Source organism: Alloscardovia theropitheci (assembly GCF_004332295.1).
Classification (GTDB): domain Bacteria; phylum Actinomycetota; class Actinomycetes; order Actinomycetales; family Bifidobacteriaceae; genus Alloscardovia; species Alloscardovia theropitheci.
Genome location: NZ_RXLP01000019.1, coordinates 257,346 through 277,660 on the forward strand (window position 1 = coordinate 257,346; position 20,315 = coordinate 277,660).

The following is a 20,315-nucleotide window of genomic DNA, read 5'->3' on the forward strand; positions in this document are numbered from 1 at the left end:
GATTTTTTAATGTATACAATCCACTCATATCCTAGTTTTGGTACAATGAATTGGTCTGATTCGTACGGGTCAGTGAAAGTCAATGAGAGTAGAGTGACCATGACGAGAAAAACGATTTCTTTTGTTGTTCCTTCATATAATGTAGAAGATTATCTAGCGCGTTGCATTGATTCTCTCCTTGATCTCCCTCAAACTGATGACGTCGAAATCGTAATCGTTGATGATGGTTCACATGATGACACAGCAGCAATCGCTGATTCATATGTCGAGCGTTTCCCTGAAGTTGTTCGTGCAATTCACCAAGAAAATGCGGGTCATGGTGGAGCATGTAATGCGGGAATAGCAGCTGCTCAGGGGCAGTACCTTAAAATTGTAGATGCAGATGATTGGGTTGATCCAGCAGCATATATCACCTATATCGCATTCCTGCGCTCGCAAGCTAGTGCCCAGGAACCAGTTGATTTGCTCATAAGCAACTATACGTATGAGAATGTTGCAAAGAATCATTCTCATACTATTCGATACACCAATGTATTCGAATCACATAAGCGTCTGACATGGGATGATGTCAAGAATTTCCATATCGATCAATACCTGCTTATGCATACGCTGACATATCGCACTGAGGTTTTACGTCAAAGCGGATTGAAACTTCCTGAACACACATTCTATGTAGATTTTATTTTCTCATTCCAGCCATTGCCATGGGTAAAGACTCTGACATATCTCAATATTGATTTCTATCGTTACTTCATTGGTCGTGAAGGACAAAGTGTTCAAAAGGACATTATGATTAAGCGAGTTGATCAGCTTATTCGCGTTAATGATGTAATGACACATGCAATGCCTAGCAAGGAAGATGTATCAGCTGGGTTATATCGCTATATGTTGCATTATTTGGCGTCAGAATACATTGTTACGAGTGTGTTCCTCACCTTGTCGAATGATACTGAGCGTTGGGCTCAAAAAGAAGAGCTATGGCAGCGATTGAAGGAATATAACGAAGATATTTACAATGATATGCGTAGTCAAGAATTCCTCACGCGCGCTGTTACCATTCGCGGTAAACTCGGACGCGGCTTGATTAAAGCTTCATATGCAGTAACTAATGGGGCGGTTGGCTTTAATAGCTAATAGTGAATTTATAATCTTTATAAGATAATGCGGTGAGTTTGTAAGGAAAACTCACCGCATATTACTATTCAGCATTTTCGATATTTATTATTCGAAAATATGATGTGTTCGCGCTTGAAAACGCTCCAATCTCTGTTGATTAAGTAATGGTTTAGTGAGCCAGTAAATAAATAATATGATTGTGACTATACCGGCTACAATATTGACTACATTGAGTAGTAAGTACGCTGCCGAAGGAATAGGTGAGTTCATTAATCTGCATATAAGATGCACAGATCGGGATAGCAATTCAATTCCAGAAAAAATAACGAAAAGTTTCCCGATGAATCTTAGAGCATAGATAAATAAACTATTTGAGATAACTAGCAGCACTAATGGTAATAACCACGTGTAAGGACCAAAGAAATATAATGCTAAGAAGTCTTTTAGTGGTTTGGATGAAGGCATATATACGCTCAGCCATACAGTAAGAATTGCAGTGATAATGATATATGCAATAAGTAAGATTCCAGATTTCATCCACGTTGATTTATGCGAATTATTACTCATGTCATCACACTCCCTCATGTCAACAACTTTTGTCACTTCTCAAGTGTGAAACTTCTCCACTGTGAGAAGATGTTAATATTATAGCCTTAAAAAAAATGACATGCTATGGGCCAGATGACAGAAGATTATGACATGTGTGTGGAGTACAAAATATACTATGACATTTCCAGAATTTCTTCGACGTTCAGATATAAGCTCAATTGAAGCCGCTCGCAAACTACTTGGAAGTGTGCTCATTCGCGAGTTTAATGATGGCACATGTGCAAAAGTGCGCATAGTGGAAACTGAAGCATATGATCAAGATGATCCCGCTTCGCACACTTTTCATGGTAAGAGTCAAAGAAATTGGGCAATGTTTGAAGCGGGTGGCATTGCTTATATTTATTTCACATATGGTATGCATTACTGTGTCAATATCGTGTGCGGACGTGAAGGCTATGGCAGTGGAGTTCTTGTGCGTGCGGCGGAGCCGATAGAAGGCGAGGAATATATTGCACAACGGCGCAGCAAAGCTCGTGGTGTGAATATGACGAATGGTCCTGCGAAATTAACGAAAGCATTGGAAATTGATAAATCGTTATATGCGCACGATCTCAGTACATCTCCTCTTCGGCTAGTTGAAGGGGGCTTGCACGATGATGAGTTCGTGCTAGAAACACCGCGAATTGGAATTTCCAAAGCTGTTGAGGATAAGCGTCGATTTGTTATAGCCCATGAGAAGACACGTGCATTGAATCCGTATGTTTCTGAACAACGCTTTACTAGAACGTTTCTCGTATAGTGAAGGGGGCTTATGTGATGTATAGAAAGTTCACAAGAAATCACAGTAAAATCTGTGTATAGACTGTGTATAGACACTAGAAGAGGAGTGTTTTTCTGCGCGTGCATCTTTTAAAGTAGTGAACATGAGTGGAATCCAGGGGTATCGTGCGCTCTCGCATGGCAAAGTTATACTCATCGGAGAGCATTCAGCTGTATATGGTGAGCCAGCGATTGTGCTTCCACTTCATGAAGCACAACTCAGCGCGCATCTCAAGATTCGCAATGATAGTGTGCGAACAATTGATTGTGAATATTTTCATGGCTTGATTGACGATGCACAAGACAATTTACGAAATATTCAAGTTCTTATTAATCGATTGTCACGGGATTTTTCACTCGACGGTGTTGGTTTTGATTTATCTATTACGTCCTCCATTCCACATGCTCGAGGTATGGGGTCATCCGCTGCCGTCGCCGTAGCTATTATCCGAGTATTTGCTCAACTAGCTGAACGCTCTATTAATTTCGCTCAAGAATTTGAGTATGCGCAAATTGCCGAGAATATTGCTCATTCACGAGCGTCAGGAATGGATAGTGCCGCAGTTGCTTCTGATAGCGCTGTGTGGTTTAAGCGTGATGAAACTATTTCTACCTTTGGATTTGAGACACCAGGAATATTGGTTGTAGCTGATACTGGTATTACTGGGCAAACGCGTACAGCTGTTAGCGATGTGCGTTCTTTAATGCAATCGCCCGCGATGAGTATCGCACATAAAGCTTTTGAAGGAATTAACCGATTAGGACAGTTGGCGTATGACTGTGCGCAGTATCTTCGTCAATGCGAATTATCACAATTGGGTATTGCTATGAATCAAGCACACGATATTTTGTCTGAATTATCGGTATCAAGCGCGGAACTTGATACATTAGTTAAGTCAGCTCGAAATGCGGGTGCTTTAGGAGCAAAACTTACTGGTAGCGGCCGTGGAGGATGCATAATCACGCTCGCAGAAAATGGGGACAAAGCTGATACGATATCGCATGCTTTACGCAAGAGTGGTGCGGTACGGCTATGGCAAGTTCCGCTGATTTCAAAAGGAATACGGTAGTGAACAACAATATAAACAGCGTAGCGGCTCGCGCACATACAAATATCGCGCTTATCAAATACTGGGGAAAGCGCGATGAAAAGTTATATTTACCGACGAGCACAAGCCTTTCTCTCACTTTGGATTCTCTCTATACCGACACTCGAGTTAGTTTCGATAATGATCTTGATAAGGATGTTCTGTATATCAACGGCGAATTACAAGATGAAAAGTCAACTGAAAAGGTTGTAAAAGTTATTAATCTTTTCCGCTGTCGCTACGTCGCTGATGATTCACCATATATTCGTGTAGAAAGTTATAATCACGTTCCAACGGCTGCTGGGCTGGCAAGCTCATCGAGTGGTTTTGCAGCATTAAGTTTTGCTTTACGCGCGTTATTTGAAAATCAATATCTTCCAGAATCCGATTCTATTGATTTGATGAATGATACCGAGCTTAGCGCCTTTGCTCGGCAGGGGTCAGGATCGGCTACGCGCAGTATTTTTGGCGGATTTGTCGAATGGGTATATGGGACAGGATCAAGTGATAGTGTAGCCGTGCCTATTGATGATGGCGATTGGGATGTGGCAATGATTCTCGCAGCTGTATCGACCCAGAGAAAGAAAATTTCTAGTACGTACGGCATGAAACACACAGCTGAAACATCAGCATTTTATCCACTGTGGAAGCAGGTTTCTGAAGAAGATTTGCGTGTAGTTAGAGAAGGAATTGCTGAGCGGGATATCGATAAAATTGGCGCAGCAATGGAAGCAAATTGTATGAAATTCCATGCAACGATGTTCGCTGCTAACCCTCCTTTTACGTATTTAACAGCACGTAGTTTCGAAATTATTGAGTATGTTCATGAGCTGCGTGATAGTGGTTTAAGCGTTTATTTCACCATGGATGCGGGACCGAATGTGAAGATTCTATGCCGCAAGAGTGAGCGTCAGGAAATTCACGATAAGATAGCACAACGCTTTGCGGATATTACCCTCTTTGATGCTGCTTCTGGACCTGCTCCTCACATCATGAGGGATGAAACTTGGGATGAACTCTATGGCTAAAGTTACTCAAGATGTCGAAGAATCTAGAGATATCCAGGAAATGCATATATCTCAGGAAGTTGCGTCTCCTCAGGTAGAAGGTCGTGCTTGCGGAAAACTATATCTGACCGGTGAATATGCGGTAGTGGATGGAGCAGGCGCAGTTATATCTGCTGTGAATAAAGAGATAAATGGTCGAATTATTTCTGCATCCGATTCCGAGCGCAGTGACGCCATCTCTGTAGCATGGGGAGCGGATGCTTTATCGAATATGCGAGTACCTGCTTTCGCTACTCACAATGAACTTCGATACGTTAAGGCTGCATCGTATGTAGCATCTCGTTATTTATATGAAGATGCAATCCTTGTCTCCCACAATGATTGCATCGCATTAGATTCGCAACTAGTAGAAAATGATGGTCGAAAATTTGGGCTAGGGTCCTCCGGGGCTGTAACGGTTGCCACAATTCAAACGATGATTCATGCGTATGGCAATGCACGAACGAATGTTTCACGTGAAACAGTGTATAAACTGTCAGTGTTAGCCCTGCTGATTGTTGGGGATAATGGGTCCTTTGGTGATGTCGCCTGCAGTAGTTTTGGCCAAATGGTTTACTATATCCGTCCATCTCAAGAGTTCTCTCAGCAATTAATTGCGCGTATTGAAAAAACAAGCATTCATGACGTAGTGAATCTACCATGGGATCAGCTAGAAATTACTGCACTTACTTGGCCTCACGATATCTTAGCGTTTATCGGATGGACGGGAACTCCTGCAAGTTCGTATGACTTAGTGAATGCTGTGCATGCGTATAAAACTGATTGCGCACAACAGTACCAAGAATTTGTCGAAAGCTCTGCTCGCATTTCGCATGATATGAAAGATGCATGTGAACATGGTAACGCGCAAGATTTCGTGGATGCGTATCATCGTGCTAGTGAATTGATATCGCTTTTTTCACGTGAAACTGGTGACTTTGCTGAGACTAAGCAATTGCGAGAATTCAAGGAAATCGCACGTAAGTATGGTTGTGAAGCTAAATTCTCAGGAGCTGGTGGTGGCGATTGCGGCATTGCTATAGCGCGGAAAAGTCAAGTGCATAGTGATGCAATCGAGAAAATGATTGACGAATGGAAGAAATCTGGCATAGAAATAATGCCGTGGGAACTTCGCTAAACTAATATGTAGGAAGACCTAAAGATTTTCAGCGTGGGTTTTGAGCAAGTTAAGAGTAAATCGGTATTGAAGATGACGATGGAAGGAAAAGACATGGTACAAGATGTGCATATCTCTTCGCGTAAAGATGATCATTTACGTCTTGCTCAGCAGTTCTATGTTCACAATGTGCAAGCCTTATCGAATCATGATGAAATTGATGCCATGCAATTTGTTCATCAAGCATTGCCTGAAATGAGTCGAGAACGTGTATCAGCTTCGACTTCTTTCGCTGGAATTTCGCTACCTCGGCCATATTTTATTAATGCTATGACTGGCGGTACGGAACTAACAAATAGGGTTAATTATCGCTTAGCGCGCGTAGCTCATGATACTCAATCAGCACTTGCATTAGGATCCATGAGTATTGCTGTTAAAGATCCTCGCACGCGAGATGCGTATAGGCAGCTTCGAGATGATTTCCCTGACGTACGGTTTATCGCAAATCTTGGCGCTGAACACACAGTAGAATCGGCTCAGCTCGTTCAAGAAGTGATTGGCGCTGTTGCATTGCAAATACATCTCAACGCAGTACAGGAAATCGTCATGCCAGAAGGTGAGAAAGATTTTACCGGTTGGATGAATAATATTCGTGCAATAGTTCAAGAAAGCCATGTGCCAGTTATCGTTAAAGAAGTTGGATTTGGCATGAGCTATGAAACAGTTCAACAACTTCTCAATATTGGAGTTCATACCGTGGATATTGCTGGTCGCGGTGGTACGAATTTTGCTCAGATTGAAAACGCTCGCAATAATAAGCAAGACTTTAATTACATGGAAAATTGGGGTCTGTCAACAATTCGATCCCTTATAGAAGCAGTAGAGGCTCGTAAGAATCAAGGAGTGGATGCTCACGATGTATCTATTATTGCGTCGGGCGGTGTACGCGGACCACTTGATATCGTCAAATATTGTGCATTAGGAGCAGATGCTGTCGGATTATCAGGAGCGTTCTTGCAGGCAATTACAAGTAGTGATGATGATAATGAAGCAGTGGAATCCACAATCGAATTAATTCACGATTGGGATGAACATATCACGAATATCATGACTATTTTGGGTGTGGAAAATCTTGAGCAGTTGCGCACGCAAGCGCGTTACACTTTACCGGAAAGTTTGATTTCATATCGTCGTCAACGTGCACAAATGTGGAAGTAACATTCTATGAGGCAAATAAAGCCCTGAGATAATGGGGAGATAAAGAAGAGCTCCAAATTTTAAGACGAAAAGGCATTATCTCGCTGTAAATTCCTCTTTTATGAGTAAAGTATGACACAGTACTGTTAGCCCATTTGAAGGAAATTATGACAGACAATACTGCTAATACCGTTCGCTCAGCTGTTCGAGACCTGAGAGGATCGCTGATTCGTTCTTTTGATGCTGAAATTTCAGATATTGATGGAATTATTAAATTAACTCTCGGCGAACCAGACTTCCCTACTCCTGAACGTATTACCCAAGCGGGTATTGAATCCATTAAAGCAGGACACACTCACTACGCGCCAAATGCGGGGACGATGGGACTTCGTGAGGCTGTTGTGGGGTATTTGAAGCGACGTCGTCAACTAAATTACACGGTCGATAACATCGTTGCGACAGTGGGCGGCTCGGAAGCGTTGTCATCATCGCTCGGGGCGCTACTGAGTGAGGAAACGCAGTCCATTATTCCTATTCCGGCATTTGGAGCATATAAGACACAGACCTTGCTGGCCGGGGGAACAGTTGATCTTATTGATACAACGGACACGGGTTTCAAATTAACCCCTGAGCAACTTGAAGCGGCAATCGATCGCGCTCATCAAGCAGGAAAACACCCGATTTTAATAATAAATTATCCTAATAATCCTACAGGCGTAGCACTTACGAGTGAGGAAATTCAAGCTCTTGCTGACATCGTACGCGCTCGCGATATTATCGTAGTTTCCGATGAAGTGTATAGCGAAATTTATTACGGTGAAGGACGTGCAGATTCTATTGCTCGATATGTTCCGGAAAATACTGTGCTCATTGACTCAGCTTCAAAAGCATTTGCAATGACTGGATGGCGTGTGGGATATATCGCAGCTCCGGTAGAACTTGCGCAGGAATTCGTTAAAGTTCACCAATCAAATGTGGCAACGGGAGCTACTTTCACCATGGATGCGGCTCAAGAGGGATACGAGCATGGTGATAGCGATATTGAGCATATGGTTGCTCAATATTCTAATCGCCGTAATTTCATGTATAACGAGTTAGTCGATATGGGATTAAACGTCGCTTATCCAGATGGCGCATTCTACCTGTTTATTCAAATTCCACAGTGGTTCGATGGGACAAGCTTAGAATTTTGTACCAAGCTTGCGTATGAAGCTAAAGTAGCACTTATTCCAGGTGCTGCATTTGGCGATCCGCAATCACGATGGGTACGAGCTAGCTACGCAGCAAGTATGGAGAATTTACGCGAATCAGCAGCACGTATACGTACGTGGCTAGAAGAAAATGCCCGATAATGATACTGAATCGAAAATGTGTGACAAAAATTGTGAACTAACAGTTAAAAGTTACGGTATACAGTACAGTCATACATCGGTAATAAGTTTTGGATAATACCGCTCGCTATTTTTGCAATGCAAGAATCATATATGTCATAGCGTGCATATGAAGGAGAAATGCGTGGGAGAAGAGAACGCAGTAAAAGAGAATAAGACTGCACAAAACGATACATCTAAGGCAAACATTGACCACGGTGACTCAGGATATGAAAAAGGTCTTAAAGCTCGCCATATTCAGATGATTGCTATCGGCGGGTCCATCGGAACGGGTCTTTTCCTAGGAGCTGGTGGTCGCTTAGCTCAAGGCGGTGCAGGACTTGTGATTGCTTATGCTATCTGCGGTCTTTTTGCATTCCTTATGGTTCGCGCATTGGGTGAGCTAGCAATTCGCCGTCCAAGTTCCGGCGCTTTTGTATCGTATTCGCGCGAATTTTTGGGTGAAAAAGGCGCATATATCACTGGATGGATGTTCTTCTTGGACTGGGCTACAACAGTTATGGCTGATATTACTGCTGTAGCACTGTATATGCATTACTGGTCTTTGTTTAAGCCAATTCCTCAGTGGGTTCTTGCGCTCGTTGCGCTTGCTGTCGTTTTTGCTCTCAATATGATGAGCGTGAAGATGTTCGGGGAAGCAGAATTCTGGTTTGCTGCGATTAAAGTAACGACGATTATCGTCTTTATGGTAGTTGCTATTGGTGCCATTATTTTCCATGCTCATACAGGAACAGCTGCTGACGGAAGCGCATTAACTGCTGGCTGGCATAATATCGCGGATTATGGTGGACTTTTGCCACAAGGATTGCCAATTGTACTGTCCTTGACTCTCGGTGTTGTTTACGCTTTTGGTGGTACTGAAATGGTTGGAGTGGCTGCTGGAGAAACAGAGAACGCACAAAAAGTGCTTCCAAAGGCAATTAATTCTATGATTGTACGTATCTTCGTTTTTTACGTCGGATCCGTTATCTTAATGGCTTTGGTACTGCCATATAGCTCTTATTCTTCATCTCAGTCCCCATTCGTTACTTTCTTCTCAGGAATTAACGTTCCTTATGCAGGCGATATTATTGAAGTTGTCGTTTTGACAGCAGCTTTATCGTCCCTGAACGCGGGTCTGTACGCCACAGGACGTACCTTGCGATCCATGGCAATCGCTGGGTCGGGTCCAAAGTTTGCTGCACGACTCAATAAGAACAAAGTTCCATATGGTGGAATTATCATCACTTCTGCATTAGGTCTTGTAGGCGTTGTGCTTAATGCAGTATTGGCTGAGGATGCCTTTAATGTCATTATGGATTTGGCCGGCATCGGCATCGCAGGTACATGGGCGATGATTCTTATTACACATATCGCGTTTATGCGTAAAGTCAAGAAGGGTGAGGAAACTCGTCCTGCGTATCATATGCCGTGGGCTCCTTATAGCGATTACGTTGCTTTAATCTTCTTTACCACGGTTGTACTATCAAACTTCTGGAGTGATTCTGGTCGCAAGACTCTTGCACTCTTTGGTGTGGTGGTTATCTTGCTTATCATCGGATGGTACTACGTTCGAGGTCGCATTCAGGGCAATTTAATGGACGAAATGCTTGATACAGACATCGATGAAGTTTTAGAATCAGAATCCGTTACTGAAACGACTACTGATGGTATCGCGGAAACGGATAAACTAAGTACAAAATAATCTAAAGATTTCTATGGCGGCCTGTGGGTCGCCATAGACGTATCTGAGAGTATTATTAAATAATAGCTCTGTAAGATTTACGTAGGACCGAGTTCGACTTATTGAGATTGAGCAGAAGGGGTGAGCATGCGCATTCACGTCACATATACTGGTGGAACAATTGGAATGATTGATTCTCCAAGCGGTTTGGTACCTGGTGCTGATTTACACGGATGGCTTGACCGTATCCTCGAAGGTACTCAGCTTGGTAAGGGAAACGTGACAATTACGGATCTCAATCCGCTTATAGATTCGTCTAATGCAACCCCTGATAATTGGCAAGCTATTATTGATGATTTGTGGCTCAATCATGATGATGCAGATGCATTTGTCGTATTACACGGAACTGATACGATGAGCTACTCTTCCGCTGCCTTGAGCTATGCTCTGACAGAATTTGGGAAACCAGTTGTTCTTACAGGGTCTCAGCTGCCTCTAGGAATGGTAGAAACTGATGCTACGGCGAACGTCACGGGTGCTCTTAATGCTACTTTGTATCATCGTGCTGATGGTGTCACATTGTTCTTCGGACATCACCTTTTTGCTGGAAATCGTGTTACTAAAAATTCATCATGGGCTTTTGAAGGCTTCTCGTCGCCTGCAACGGGTCCTCTTGCGCGTACGGGTGCTCCATGGCGTTGGTATCCAGTAGAACGTTCAGGATGTGGTTGGGTAAATCCTCAGCCATATAGCCGCCATGATGTCGTAGTGCTTGATATGGTTCCAGGTATAACCGCTGAGCGTCTTGAACACATCTTGACACCTCGTCCTGAGGCTGTTCTTTTGCGTGCATATGGCGTGGGAAATGTGCCATCTGATGAGCCAGGTTTAACGGATGTTATCAAGGTTGCTATTGATGATGGAGTGCCTGTCATTGTGTCATCGCAATGTCAGCAGTCTGAAGTACTTCTAGGACATTACGAAACTGGTGATGCAATCGCTAAGGCCGGAGCTGTGGGTTCTGGAGATATGACTCTTGAAGCTGCATATGCCAAAATTATTTTCCTCTTATCGCAAGGCCTGCGTGGAAAAGAACTTGCACAATGGATTTGCAAGCCAATTGCTGGTGAGTTGACGCCGGCGTATAAGGGTAAAGAATGATTTGTGATGTTACTAATTTAGAAGTGGCGAGTAAAAGATTTATGATTCTTACCCGCCACAAGCTAATACATACTCACTAGTTTCTTTAACGTGAATGCCTACTCAAGTGTTTGATGAATCACCCGTGCAGGATTGCCTGCTACAACGTTTCGGGCAGGTACATCTTTAGTTACGACAGAACCGGCACCAATGACGGCATTATCCCCAATATGAATACCAGGAAGTATTGTGGTGTGAGATCCCACCCATACGCCTTTTCCTAAGTGGACTGATTGAGGAATAAGGGTACTTCTTTCTTCGGGAATTAAAGGATGATTAATGGTTGCGATGACTACACTGTGGCCGATAAAACAATCGTCACCTATATAGATTCCTCCTTGATCTTGAAAGTGTGCACTCGCGTTAATAAAAACTCGTTTTCCTAAGTGAATATTGCGTCCGAAGTCTGTGTAAAAAGGTGGAAAGAGTCGAAAATCTTTATCAATTTTCTTGCCGGTTATTTTTTCCATGATAATTCGAATGTCGTTATCAGATACTTGTGAAGTGTTCATCTTTTGTGTAAGTGTACGATTAGCGTTGCCAATAGCAATGACTGTCTCAAATAGGTCATTATCATGTTGCGGATTAATAGTGAGACCGTCATTAAGGTGCTGGATGAGTTTCTGTTCATTAAACATATGCGTCTTCCTTTTTAAGTGAATACCTTTGACGATATATCTAATAAACATACATTACAAATAGCTATACCTTATATATAATTATTACAAATAGTAATAGAAGGAGAAAGTGCAATGGATACGACGTTATTGCGGAATTTTCTCACAGTTGCCGAATATGGAAATATAACGTATGCTTCAGAAGTTTTGCAAATCGCACAGCCAACACTTTCTGTACAGATGAAAAAGCTTGAGAAGCAGCTTAATACTACACTTTTTATTCGCCAGGCGCGTTATTTGGAACTTACACCAGCTGGTCTACTTCTTCAAGAACATGCCCGAACGATTGTTGCTCTTGTTGATAAAACCATTCATGAATTTGATAGCTTTGATTCAAATTTATCGGGGGAAATTAAAATTGGTGCTGCTGAGTCAATCCTGTTCGAGAAAATTTCGTCGGCTTTTAATATTTTTCACCGCGAGTGTCGGCAGACAACACTTGATGTAACGAGTGGAGGTACTGAGTATATTCTGTCATTATTGGCGAATAACCTCGTAGATCTTGCAGTAATAGCTCAGCCCCCTACTCTCGAAAGGTATGAGTTCTTGGAAATACCAGGATATGATTACTGGGGTGTAGTTATGAAAAATGATGATCCGCTTGCGAAGAAAGAAGTTATCACCAATTCCGATTTGAGTAATAAACCAATTATCGTTTCGCGACAGTCCCTGACATATGATTTACCGCGATGGCAGGGGAATACAATTAGTAAGGACAATGTTGTTGCTTATTATAATCTTGCGACAAATGCGGCAGTAATGGTCCGTCAGGGTTTGGGACTCATGTTGGGGTTTGCGGGATTAGTCGATGTGTCGCAAGAATCGGGATTAACGTTCAGACCGTTGGGTCCGACCTTGACGAATTCGATGTATGTCGTATGGAATAAACAGCAGAAATTTAGCCCACTTATAAATGAGTTTATTAAATATGTGCAATTGGTGTGTGATGAGAGTTTTGAAGAATAAAGTCACAACGAATGCTGACTATTACTATTATTAATAGTTTTGTATGTATTATTACTATTTTATTTCTTTGATTTTTTCTCATAGTATGAAGTATTGAGATCCGTACAAGTAGTCGAGGCTTATATGAAGAAGAAAATAATAATAGCAATCGTCAGTGTCCTTGTTAGCGTGTGTGTAATTATCGGAGGGAATGTGATTTTTCATCAGATGTCACGAAATAATAGCAACGACAGGAATAACGAAAATTCGGGAGTTGCTCGCCAGACTTCATCTGTAACTGAGCGTGATATATCGTTCACGAGTGATGGCAAGAATATTTATGGTCGCGCACTTATTCCCCAGTCAGATGGGCGTATACCGACCGTTATTTTCAGTCATGGTTTTGGTGGAAATTATGAACAAGAGAGTACTCTGCAAGAAGCAATTGCTACGGCAGGAATTGCTGTATATGCGTTTGATTTTGCGGGTGGTTCGGGATATAGTCCCAGCCAGAGTGAAGGTGAGACAACAGATATGTCTGTTCTTACAGAATCTCGCAATTTACGTGATGCTCTATCTATGATTCGAAATCAGGATTTCGTAGATACAAATAATATTTTCCTTATGGGAGCTAGCCAAGGTGGTGTTGTGACATCATTAACGGCAAGTAATGATGATATACAAAGTTTAATCCGTGGCGTTGTCTTATTGTATCCTGCATTTTCGCTTATTAATGATGCACATGAACGTTTTTCTTCAGAAAATGCGATTCCTAATACGTATAACCTGATGGGTATCGAAGTTGGAAAACGCTACTTCACAGATGTTTGGAATATTGATATATTTTCAGAGATTTCTAAGTACAGGGGGCCAGTAGCCATTTTTCATGGAACGGCAGATAATCTTGTCCCACTTTCTTACTCTCAAAGAGCTGAACAAGCCTTTCCTCACGCTACCTTGACACAAGTGCCTGATGGAGGGCATGGATTCTCTACCTCCATTCAAACAAGTATTGCCCCACAGATTATCTCATTCATCACAACAAATAGGAAGTAAATATGTTTGCAAGAATCTTACGAAACGGGATAAAAGTAATTGTTTGTCTATTTAGTGTCGTTCTTTTGAGCGCATGCGCAAGCAACACAATTAATGCAAATAATGTGACACAGGAAACGACAAATAAGGCTACAAGTCAGTCAAATACAACAGATAATAACTCTTTAACAAGAATCCAAGTGAAAATTGGTAATACTGTTCTTGACGCTGAATTAAATGATACACAGGCTGCTCAAGAAATCCTTTCTCACATGCCTTTGACACTAAATTTCAAAGATTTTTCAGCTAATTTTGAGGAGAAAATAGCAGATCTTCCTTTTTCTGTAGAAGTTGGAAATTCTTCATATAGTCATGATCCACAAGAGGGAGATATCGCATATTGGCAGCCAGATAATCGTATTGTATTCTACTACGGTGATGTGAGCGAATACTCAGGAATCCATGTCATCGGTCACTTTACGACCGAGAATGCTAAAGATGTAATCAATACACAATCTACGTATGATGCTGAAATTAAAAAGGTCGATTAGATAACAAAAGATACTATATCTTACAGTGTTATTACTGGGGTAAGTAGTGGGATAGGATATGCTACTGCGCTTGAAGTTGCGTCATATGGAAGAAATATTGTAGCAAGCGCTCGCCGAAAAGACCGTCTTATGTAACTCCAAGAAGATATTGTGTCAAGATTTCCTTCAGTTCAGGTAGTCTCATCCCCGTGAGATTTATCTAAAGTAGCAACATTAGAGGAGCTTTTTGATGCGGTTACTGGCGATATTGAGGTTGATGCTTGGATAAATAATGCTGGTTTTGGTGATTTTGGTTTAATTAAGAATCAAGATGTACGTCTTCTTGGGGAAATGACGAACGTGAAGGGATGACATATACACTCATAACCGCTTATCCCGTATGGATGAGCAAGGATGAATATTGGACTCGAGTAACACTTTCGCGTGATAATGCTTGCGTCATTTCGCACGAGGAAGCCATCATCTGGTCCCATGCTATTGCAGGAATAGATCCAATTCAATCATTGCTTCTTGCTTGGAAACTCGCTCAAAATCGTATGCTTGATGAAGGTGGATACACTTTTCTAGGCTCGTCTGACTTGGGGTTAACTCATGGCTAGAGAAGGGCTTACGGCTTATATGTACATAAATTAGTATCTTAGTCGAGCGAATAAGAGCTTGAGCGGAAAGCAAAAGGTCTGAATCAAATGATTCAGACCTTAATAATTGTGGAGGTAAGGGGACTCGAACCCCTGACCCTCTGCTTGCAAAGCAGATGCGCTACCAGCTGCGCCATACCCCCGTACGAAGAAAGAGCTTACCATGTTTAATGGACTGCGACACGCTTATCAGCGTGGGCCCGGAGGGACTCGAACCTTCGACCTCATCCTTATCAGGGATGCGCTCTAACCTGCTGAGCTACGGGCCCAATCTTCTATTATGGAGTTATGACCTTAGTCACAACAAAAGAAAATCATAGACTATTAATGAGGCAAAGTCAATTTAGCTCTCTGCGCGTGTCGTGAGCATTAATAATGCGGGAGAGAAACTCATGTGGCACACTAAGTGTATGCCAAGAAATACGCCTCAATCTACTTCTCGAAATAAAGCGAAGAAAACGTCTCGAAATTCAACACAGATATTTGAATTAGATATTGATGGATTTCAAGTAACGGTTATTCTTAAGCGCATAAAGAACATGTATTTGCGTGTAAAACAGCCAGATGGACACGTGGAAGTTACGGCGCCTTATTATGTGAAGCAAAGCGATATCGTTACATTAATTGAATCGCGGGCACAGTGGATTGATAATGCACGCGACAGAATTCTATTAACTCGGGAGAGAAAACAGCACGATGGCTCTGTACATAATCATGAGAATGTGCTTACTGGGTGGACGCAGCAGCGAGAAAAAGAAGCTCGTGCGATAATAAATAAGAAACTTCCTGCACTCCTAGAAAAGTGGGGGTGTGTTATCGATCGTCAACCAAGCCATATTACTTTACGTGTGATGAAGACCCGATGGGGATCATGTACACCCGCAACGGGTCGTATCCGCCTTAATTTAGCGCTTGCTTTTGTGCCAGAAGAATTATTGGAATACGTTCTCGTTCATGAGCTTACCCACCTTTATGAGCGCGGACATGGTGCGGGATTCCAGCGACGTATGAGCATGTACATTCCCGATTGGAAAAATAAAAGACGAGCGCTCAACTCCTACGGGAGTTACTAACTGCACGAGAGATAGATGCAGTGAGCGCTCGTCATGGGCGAATAGAAGGAGGTGGGAAACTATTCGCCGTGTTCAGGGATAGCCCTGACCTCTTTTTCTCCTACTCGACTAATTAAGGGGTGTCGATATGTGTCTGGCTGGGGTGCCGACTACTTTATCGACAGTAATGAAGTTATATGTGTACTTCCTATATTACTCTGTTTCTTTCGCTGTGGTAATAGCTTGGGTCATCTGACTGAAAAGTTCTTGGTATCCGCCAGGTGTAGCTGCTGGGAGTACTACTGTCTTAGCGTTTTCTGATTCAGAAAGTGAACGCATAACGTCCAAATACTGGTTAAACAGTACCACATTGTTGACATCTTCAATATCCATGCCTACATTTTGAAGGCTCTTAATCTGATCAACGATACCGTTAGCAATTTCGCGACGATAATTTGCCTGACCTTCACCTTGAAGACGGGTTTTTTCAGCTTCCGCTGCTGCTTGTGCTTCGATAGCTATACGCTTTGCTTCGGAACGTTCGCGCGTTGCTTCCTTTTCGCGCTGGGCAGCGTTAATGGAATCCATTGCTGCCTTTACTTCCTCAGAAGGATCGATTGCTGTAATCAATGACTTAACTACAGTGAAACCAAAACGAGACATTTCAGTTCCTACGGTCTCCTGTACATCACGAGCTACATCATCCTTGCGAGCAAAGGCATCATCAAGAGAAAGTTGAGGAATAGCAGAGCGAAGAGCATCCTCCATGTAAGAGCGAAGCTGCCCGGCAGGATCTCCGAGCTCATAATAAGCTGTCGCAACGTTTGGTGCATCTACTCGGAACTGGGTAGAAACAACGACGTTAACAAACACGTTATCGAGGGTCTTTGTCTCAACACGAACCATAAGTTGCTGGACACGAAGACCAGTCTTATGAGCAACTCGATCGATAAATGGAATCTTGAAATGGAGACCAGCAAGACTTACAGTTTGGAATTTACCGAAGCGCTCGATAATATAGGCTTGCTGCTGTGGTACGACGTATGCGCAGCTCCATAAAACTGCGATTGCAATAATCGCTAGTACGATAGCTGGTAAGGAAATAATTGGCATTGCGTTCTCCTTTTTATTTGAATTATCATCTACACTAATCGTTCCTCTACCTAAACAGAAGAACCATATCGGGAGCTGATACAGATTTAGCAGAACTGTCCATCTCGTGAGAAATGGCAGGTAGAAAGGTTACTTGTGTAATGAATAAGACGAATTATAGACGATGTAGATGCGTGAGGTATAGAAAAGGCTGCGTACTAGTTACGCAGCCAAAGAAATCAGCTATGCGGATTCTAATTACTCTACGTGAGCGCGCAAGAACCACTGGAACTTCTCAAGATCTTGTACGTGATCTTGGATGATGTTAGAGCTGACTACATCAAGTTCATCCAATTCAGCGATAGCGTTGCGATCGTTAGCGATGAACTCATCATAGTACGCAATCAAAGCCTTGATATAGTCTTCAGTAGAACGAGTTCCACTCAATTCAAAGTCAGACCAATCGCGGTTGCGTACGATAGCGTCTGCGCGACCATCTGGACTTCCACCGAGCTGAGAAATGCGTTCTGCTGATTCATCAGCTTGGTTGAGTACTACATCGACCTGTGGGTCAAGCATTTCATGGACTGCGATGAAGTTAGGTCCAGAAACATTCCAATGCGCATGCTTTAAAACGAGTGCTGCTTCCTGCTCCTGGCTCAAACGGCTCTGCAAAATAGAAATTGCCTTCTCACTAGCTTCTTGGCTCAAACCAGCGATTGTGTAATTCAAAGACATGATATTTCCCTTTCTCGCATCGTGCGATATTGCTTCAATTTTACGTGCGAGGTAGCAAATGTTAAAGTTCACCACCCCGCAATGTCAGATAATTCACAATTGAGGGAACTCGTATATGCTCTTACGAAGCGAAGCTCCTACATTTATATTGCGCATTGAATTGATGAAGATATTTAGCGAGAAATACGTTCTAATGATTCTCTCAGTGATAGTGATTGTTTATCGTCGTCTTTGTCGTCGGTTGCGGATGCGTTACTTGCAGCCTTTTCACCAGACTTCTCATGAGTATCTTCCGTCGAAGATTTCGCGGAATCGTTATCATGCTTTCTAACTTCGATAGTTTGGATTCTGCGACCGTCTACTTCAGTGACAACCATATCGTAACCGTCATCATCAGAGAGAACTTGTCCCTCATACCCTAATTCGCCTGTGTGGGCAATCATATAGCCGGCAACGGTTTCGTACGGGCCATCATTGAGTTCTATACCCGAAACCTCGCGGAAGTCTTCAAGCGTCATTCCGCCTTCTATAGTGAGAATTCCGTTAACGAATGCACTCTGAGAAGCAGTTTCCCCGTCTTCTGGCAAGTCGTATTCATCATGAATATCACCGACAAGTTCTTCAGTAATATCTTCGAGAGTAACGATACCGTCTGTTCCGCCGTATTCATCGATAACAACTGCCAAATGAATACCACGCTTTCTCATAATGCTCATACTTGGCAAGATGCGTGATGTGCCAGGAAGCTGAATGATTTCGCGCGTAACATCGGAAACAGTTTTTGCATTGGGATCACGTACATCAAGCAAATCGCGCACATGGACGAATCCGAGAATATCGTCGAAGCTTTCACCTGTTACGGGGAAACGTGAGTAAGGCTGCTCGCGCACGAATGCTGCTGCTGCAGGAAGGCTCATCGTGCCATCAAGGAATACGACATCAGCACGAGGGCGCATAACTTCAGCAACAATGGTTTGTTCAGCTCCGAATACGTCTGCAAGGATTTCGCGTTCATCAGTACTTAATCGAGTATTAGAAGAAACAAGTACACGTAATTCATCATTGCTTACTTCACTTTCTACTTCGTTCGGATCAAAACCAAGCAAGCGCACGATACCGTTGGTATTTTTTCCAATGAGCCATACAATTGGAGATGTAATCGTTGCAAAGACGTCAATAGTTGGGACCATTGCACGAGCAATTTGCTCACTTTGCTGTAATGCGATACGTTTTGGAACAAGTTCCGAGATGACAATTGAGAAGTAAGAAATAAGAAGTGTAAGAACGACCATTGTCAGCCCACTTGCTACTGCCTCACTCATCCCCCATGATGTGAGAATTGGGACGATATGTGGTGATAGTGAGCTCGCACCAAAGGATGCGGATAAGAATCCAGCAAGCGTCACACCAATTTGAAGAGCTGAGAGGAATCGGTTGGGGTCGCGTGCGACTTGTGCGACGTGAGCACCGCGTTCATCTTCTTGTTCCATACGTTCGATTTGGCTAGATCGAAGTGACACAAGAGCCATTTCGGTTCCTGAGAATACGCTTCCCACGAGCATGAAGACGAAAATGAAGAAAATGTTAAGCCAGACGGGCATGGAGTTCCTACTTTGTTTGACTATTGTAACTATACGATACAATCGATGATTATCGAGATCACCGCGTGATTGTTGAATGCATTATTAAATGCTGATTTCGTAATAAATTTTAGAAGCTGAGAACTTCTACTAAACCATTCGACATCGTATAACGAGCGCCCACAATCTTAAGTTCTTCTTGTGCAAGTGCACGCGCGATAATTGGGCTACGCTCTACGAGTTGCATAATAAGTATAGAAATATGAATTCGCTCTACATCAGCTTGGGATTCAGCATCTTCAGAAGCTTCAATTGTTCCAGCAGCTTGCTCGATAGAATATCGCAATGATTCAGGTGCATTACCAGTCTTCGCATAATCCATAGCTGCTTCGAGAAGTCCGCAATGTTCATGGCTCATAACGACAATAACTGATACATGAAGGACGTCTACAGCGTATTCCAAAGAATTAATAATTGCTTGATCAAGGACAGCCCCAGCGCTACGGACGGTGAAAAGATCGCCAAGACCTTCGTCAAAAATTATTTCAGGGGCTACGCGAGAATCGCTACATGCTAAAACAGCGGCAGAAGGATTTTGACCATCGCATAAGCTTTTGCGAGTATCAGCATCTTGCCATGGGTGCACAGCCTCACCACGTGCAAAGCGCTTATTGCCCTCAAGCATGCGGGTCCATACAGAATTTGCTTGGTTTTCATCAGCTAGTTCAGTCATACAAGTAAGTCTACTCGCAGAGGTTTACGGGGAAGTAATTATCATGCTCTCGTCGAACTTTAGGCTTGCTCGCGTAAAGAGGCTCGTC

At 42.8% G+C, this 20,315-nt stretch carries 18 protein-coding genes, 2 tRNA genes and 1 pseudogene; 14 read left to right on the top strand and 7 right to left on the bottom strand.

Translation table 11 applies throughout. The features are described 5' to 3' along the window. Window positions 1-93: 93 nt before the first annotated feature. From EJ419_RS04570 to EJ419_RS04610, 9 genes are all read left to right on the top strand, one after another. Window positions 94-1,134 carry a glycosyltransferase family 2 protein gene (locus EJ419_RS04570; protein ID WP_205668826.1) on the top strand — a complete coding sequence of 347 codons (1,041 nt, stop codon included), beginning with the start codon at window positions 94-96 and terminating at the stop codon, window positions 1,132-1,134. 706 nt (window positions 1,135-1,840) lie between these two features. Then, window positions 1,841-2,464 (top strand): DNA-3-methyladenine glycosylase, encoded by a 624-nt coding sequence (locus EJ419_RS04575; RefSeq protein WP_131284046.1) that lies wholly within the window; start codon window positions 1,841-1,843, stop codon window positions 2,462-2,464. 124 nt (window positions 2,465-2,588) lie between these two features. Next, on the top strand, window positions 2,589-3,554 hold the full coding sequence (gene mvk, locus EJ419_RS04580) for a mevalonate kinase (RefSeq protein WP_131284048.1): 966 nt from the start codon (window positions 2,589-2,591) through the stop codon (window positions 3,552-3,554). Next, the gene (gene mvaD / locus EJ419_RS04585; RefSeq protein WP_240680335.1) at window positions 3,554-4,600 is read left to right on the top strand and encodes a diphosphomevalonate decarboxylase; all 1,047 of its coding nucleotides are present in this window, start codon (window positions 3,554-3,556) and stop codon (window positions 4,598-4,600) included. The genes mvk and mvaD overlap by 1 nt, the downstream gene beginning before the upstream one ends. After that, window positions 4,593-5,756: a phosphomevalonate kinase gene (locus EJ419_RS04590; RefSeq protein WP_165496235.1), complete on the top strand. Its 1,164-nt coding sequence runs from the start codon at window positions 4,593-4,595 to the stop codon at window positions 5,754-5,756. Before mvaD ends, EJ419_RS04590 begins: the two co-directional genes overlap by 8 nt. Window positions 5,757-5,849: 93 nt before the next feature. Beyond that, entirely contained in the window at window positions 5,850-6,953 is a 1,104-nt protein-coding gene (fni, locus tag EJ419_RS04595; protein WP_240680336.1) for a type 2 isopentenyl-diphosphate Delta-isomerase, read from the top strand. A 146-nt stretch (window positions 6,954-7,099) separates the two neighbouring features. Next, window positions 7,100-8,284, top strand: a complete 1,185-nt coding sequence (locus tag EJ419_RS04600) for a pyridoxal phosphate-dependent aminotransferase (RefSeq protein WP_131284054.1) — start codon at window positions 7,100-7,102, stop codon at window positions 8,282-8,284. Window positions 8,285-8,432: 148 nt separating this feature from the next. Beyond that, the gene (locus EJ419_RS04605; RefSeq protein WP_131284056.1) at window positions 8,433-10,007 is read left to right on the top strand and encodes an amino acid permease; all 1,575 of its coding nucleotides are present in this window, start codon (window positions 8,433-8,435) and stop codon (window positions 10,005-10,007) included. A gap of 126 nt (window positions 10,008-10,133) precedes the next feature. Then, on the top strand, window positions 10,134-11,147 hold the full coding sequence (locus EJ419_RS04610; protein WP_131284058.1) for an asparaginase: 1,014 nt from the start codon (window positions 10,134-10,136) through the stop codon (window positions 11,145-11,147). Window positions 11,148-11,245: 98 nt separating this feature from the next. Here the strand turns inward: EJ419_RS04610 and EJ419_RS04615 are convergent, their stop codons facing one another. Beyond that, window positions 11,246-11,824: a DapH/DapD/GlmU-related protein gene (locus EJ419_RS04615; RefSeq protein ID WP_131284060.1), complete on the bottom strand. Its 579-nt coding sequence runs from the start codon at window positions 11,822-11,824 to the stop codon at window positions 11,246-11,248. A 114-nt stretch (window positions 11,825-11,938) separates the two neighbouring features. On the opposite strand from EJ419_RS04615, the gene EJ419_RS04620 reads away from it, so the two are divergent. From EJ419_RS04620 to EJ419_RS04635, 4 genes are all read left to right on the top strand, one after another. Continuing rightward, window positions 11,939-12,829 (top strand): LysR family transcriptional regulator, encoded by an 891-nt coding sequence (locus EJ419_RS04620; protein ID WP_131284062.1) that lies wholly within the window; start codon window positions 11,939-11,941, stop codon window positions 12,827-12,829. A gap of 123 nt (window positions 12,830-12,952) precedes the next feature. Continuing rightward, window positions 12,953-13,864, top strand: a complete 912-nt coding sequence (locus EJ419_RS04625) for an alpha/beta hydrolase family protein (RefSeq protein ID WP_205668822.1) — start codon at window positions 12,953-12,955, stop codon at window positions 13,862-13,864. A 2-nt stretch (window positions 13,865-13,866) separates the two neighbouring features. After that, on the top strand, window positions 13,867-14,394 hold the full coding sequence (locus EJ419_RS04630; protein WP_131284064.1) for a cyclophilin-like fold protein: 528 nt from the start codon (window positions 13,867-13,869) through the stop codon (window positions 14,392-14,394). Between the two features lie 347 nt (window positions 14,395-14,741). After that, window positions 14,742-14,993 (top strand): hypothetical protein, encoded by a 252-nt coding sequence (locus tag EJ419_RS04635; RefSeq protein ID WP_131284066.1) that lies wholly within the window; start codon window positions 14,742-14,744, stop codon window positions 14,991-14,993. Window positions 14,994-15,102: 109 nt separating this feature from the next. Here EJ419_RS04635 and EJ419_RS04640 read toward each other — a convergent pair. Both EJ419_RS04640 and EJ419_RS04645 read right to left on the bottom strand, forming a co-directional pair. Continuing rightward, a tRNA-Ala gene (locus EJ419_RS04640) sits at window positions 15,103-15,175 on the bottom strand. Window positions 15,176-15,227: 52 nt separating this feature from the next. Further along, window positions 15,228-15,301, bottom strand: a tRNA-Ile gene (locus EJ419_RS04645). A 141-nt stretch (window positions 15,302-15,442) separates the two neighbouring features. On the opposite strand from EJ419_RS04645, the gene EJ419_RS04650 reads away from it, so the two are divergent. Then, on the top strand, window positions 15,443-16,105 hold the full coding sequence (locus EJ419_RS04650; RefSeq protein WP_131284068.1) for a M48 family metallopeptidase: 663 nt from the start codon (window positions 15,443-15,445) through the stop codon (window positions 16,103-16,105). Window positions 16,106-16,297: 192 nt separating this feature from the next. Here the strand turns inward: EJ419_RS04650 and EJ419_RS04655 are convergent, their stop codons facing one another. From EJ419_RS04655 to EJ419_RS04670, 4 genes and pseudogenes are all read right to left on the bottom strand, one after another. Continuing rightward, window positions 16,298-17,197, bottom strand: a complete 900-nt coding sequence (locus EJ419_RS04655) for an SPFH domain-containing protein (RefSeq protein WP_131284070.1) — start codon at window positions 17,195-17,197, stop codon at window positions 16,298-16,300. A 237-nt stretch (window positions 17,198-17,434) separates the two neighbouring features. Then, a complete protein-coding gene (locus tag EJ419_RS04660) occupies window positions 17,435-17,914 on the bottom strand; it encodes a Dps family protein (protein ID WP_131284072.1) in 480 nt (159 codons plus the stop codon). 284 nt (window positions 17,915-18,198) lie between these two features. Then, a pseudogene (locus EJ419_RS04665) lies at window positions 18,199-19,515 on the bottom strand (hemolysin family protein); the annotation flags it as partial. Window positions 19,516-19,624: 109 nt separating this feature from the next. Further along, on the bottom strand, window positions 19,625-20,227 hold the full coding sequence (locus tag EJ419_RS04670) for a carbonic anhydrase (RefSeq protein ID WP_131284076.1): 603 nt from the start codon (window positions 20,225-20,227) through the stop codon (window positions 19,625-19,627). Between the last annotated feature and the right edge of the window lie 88 nt (window positions 20,228-20,315).

Coding starts and splice junctions, on each gene's coding strand:
- fni (WP_240680336.1), top strand. CDS start 5,850: ATGGTACAAGATGTGCATATCTCTTCGCGTAAAGATGATCATTTACGT.
- EJ419_RS04605 (WP_131284056.1), top strand. CDS start 8,433: ATGAAGGAGAAATGCGTGGGAGAAGAGAACGCAGTAAAAGAGAATAAG.
- EJ419_RS04630 (WP_131284064.1), top strand. CDS start 13,867: ATGTTTGCAAGAATCTTACGAAACGGGATAAAAGTAATTGTTTGTCTA.
- EJ419_RS04635 (WP_131284066.1), top strand. CDS start 14,742: ATGACATATACACTCATAACCGCTTATCCCGTATGGATGAGCAAGGAT.
- EJ419_RS04615 (WP_131284060.1), bottom strand. CDS start 11,824: ATGTTTAATGAACAGAAACTCATCCAGCACCTTAATGACGGTCTCACT.
- mvk (WP_131284048.1), top strand. CDS start 2,589: ATGAGTGGAATCCAGGGGTATCGTGCGCTCTCGCATGGCAAAGTTATA.
- EJ419_RS04575 (WP_131284046.1), top strand. CDS start 1,841: ATGACATTTCCAGAATTTCTTCGACGTTCAGATATAAGCTCAATTGAA.
- EJ419_RS04600 (WP_131284054.1), top strand. CDS start 7,100: ATGACAGACAATACTGCTAATACCGTTCGCTCAGCTGTTCGAGACCTG.
- EJ419_RS04655 (WP_131284070.1), bottom strand. CDS start 17,197: ATGCCAATTATTTCCTTACCAGCTATCGTACTAGCGATTATTGCAATC.
- EJ419_RS04620 (WP_131284062.1), top strand. CDS start 11,939: ATGGATACGACGTTATTGCGGAATTTTCTCACAGTTGCCGAATATGGA.
- EJ419_RS04590 (WP_165496235.1), top strand. CDS start 4,593: ATGGCTAAAGTTACTCAAGATGTCGAAGAATCTAGAGATATCCAGGAA.
- EJ419_RS04670 (WP_131284076.1), bottom strand. CDS start 20,227: ATGACTGAACTAGCTGATGAAAACCAAGCAAATTCTGTATGGACCCGC.
- EJ419_RS04660 (WP_131284072.1), bottom strand. CDS start 17,914: ATGTCTTTGAATTACACAATCGCTGGTTTGAGCCAAGAAGCTAGTGAG.
- EJ419_RS04650 (WP_131284068.1), top strand. CDS start 15,443: ATGCCAAGAAATACGCCTCAATCTACTTCTCGAAATAAAGCGAAGAAA.
- EJ419_RS04625 (WP_205668822.1), top strand. CDS start 12,953: ATGAAGAAGAAAATAATAATAGCAATCGTCAGTGTCCTTGTTAGCGTG.
- EJ419_RS04610 (WP_131284058.1), top strand. CDS start 10,134: ATGCGCATTCACGTCACATATACTGGTGGAACAATTGGAATGATTGAT.